Below are 1,725 nucleotides of genomic sequence, written 5' to 3' on the forward strand. Positions count from 1 at the left end.
ACGCCCAACTGACCGACTTCCAGCGCATGCTCGAGACACCCTCACGATTGCCGGAAGCGTTGGCACTGTGTGCCGAGATACTTCCTGACTACGTGCCCGGACTGCAGAAACTCATGTCCCGGCCGGGTCGGATCACCAGCCAGGACGCTCAGGTCATGACCGAACTGCTGGCCTACCAAGACGGTGGCCAACGGTTGCCGCACGTCTACGCCTACGTGCGGGAACGCTATCTGCACCAGGAACGGTGGCTCGACGCGCTGGTCGCCGAGACGCGTTCCACGCCGGTCCAGTTCGTGTGGGCTGACGCCGATCCCGTCGCGGTCATCGGGATGGGACGTGCCCTGGCAGAACTCGCGCCGCTGGCCCGGTTCACCGAAGTTCCCGAGATCGGGCACTTCCTGCCGATCGAGGCGCCAGACGCCGTGGCCACAGCCGTCCGAGCGCTGCCGTCCAACTGATACGAGGTCTCTCATGCACACGAAATGGCTCACTATTCCCGCTGTCGTCATCGCGCTGACGTCACCGGCGCTGCCCGTCGCGGCGGCGCCGACGGACACCGGCAACGTCGAGGCCGTCGAGGCGCTCTCCGACGTGGCGACCCTGCCCGGGTCGGTCGATCCCGCACGGATCATCTACACCACCACAACGGCCGGGGGAGCGCCGGCTACGTCCAGTGCTGCGGTGTACTTTCCGTCCGGATCGCCCCCGCCCGGCGGGTGGCCGATCATCGCCTGGGCGCACGGCACCATCGGTTTGGCTGATCGATGCGCGTACTCCGTCGCCGGACCGGGCTCGCCGCAGCGGGACTGGGAGTACCTGGGTACGTGGCTACGCCAAGGCTATGCGGTGGTGGCAACCGACTATGCCGGGCTCGGAACGCCAGGGCAGCAGCCCTATCTCAACGGCGCAGTCGAAGCCGCCAACATTGTCGACGGGGTCAAAGCTGTGACCCGCCACTTCCGGACGGTATCCAACAAATGGGTCGTGGTCGGTCAGTCCCAGGGTGGGGAAGCCGCGATGTTCACCGCCCGGTACGCCACCGAACTCGGCGGGGCGGAGTTGGACTACCGCGGAGCGGTCGGAACCGGTGTGCCCGCCTACAACGAGGAACTGATCGCCACGGTGGGTCCCGGATTTCCGCCGATGAAGATCAGCACCTACAACACCCAGGCAATTCTCTACATCCTCAACGGATTGCAGACCAGCCACCCCGACGTCGACATCGACTCCTACCTCACCGACAGCGGCCGGCACTGGTTCAGCCGTGCCCAGCAGATCTGCCAACGTCAGTTCCACGGCGAACTCGCCGTGGCGAATGTCGTCATCGGTGACCTGCTGGCTCGCCCCCTCCGCGACCTACCGGAAGGCCTTCTCCGCAACTACCTCGCGTTGCCTGAAACCGGCTTCGACAAACCGGTATTCATCGGTCAGGGTCTTCGTGACACCAACATCATCACCCCGAACACGCTGCGCTATGCCGCGACCCTGACCGCCGCGGGTCAACCGGTGAGGCTACATACCTACCCGACCGATCACTCCGCGACGGTCAATGCGTCCTTGGTCGACTCCGTCCCCTTCGTCGCCGCCGCGGTTTCCTGACCATCGGCATGAAACCTTCACCGCGGCATGGATATAGCGATGCCATCCGCGGGTGAGGGGGCCGCTGATCGGCGGGCCGTGGCCGACACCACGGCCCGCCGCTTCGTCAGTTGTGCGCGGCGGCCC

General features: G+C 65.9%; 2 protein-coding genes. Both read left to right on the forward strand.

The genetic code is table 11. The annotated features are described in order from the left end of the window. The coding region (locus tag ACFWF3_RS34815) for an alpha/beta fold hydrolase (protein WP_379318327.1) at positions 1-458 on the forward strand (458 nt) is incomplete at its 5' end. Between the two features lie 13 nt (positions 459-471). After that, on the forward strand, positions 472-1,599 hold the full coding sequence (locus tag ACFWF3_RS34820; protein WP_379318329.1) for an alpha/beta hydrolase family protein: 1,128 nt from the start codon (positions 472-474) through the stop codon (positions 1,597-1,599). Positions 1,600-1,725 lie beyond the last annotated feature (126 nt).

The organism is Nocardia sp. NPDC060220, assembly GCF_042727815.1.
Classification (GTDB): domain Bacteria; phylum Actinomycetota; class Actinomycetes; order Mycobacteriales; family Mycobacteriaceae; genus Nocardia.

What these genes read in the sequence shown, in the direction of transcription:
- ACFWF3_RS34820 (WP_379318329.1), top strand. Translation starts at nt 472, where the DNA reads ATGCACACGAAATGGCTCACTATTCCCGCTGTCGTCATCGCGCTGACG.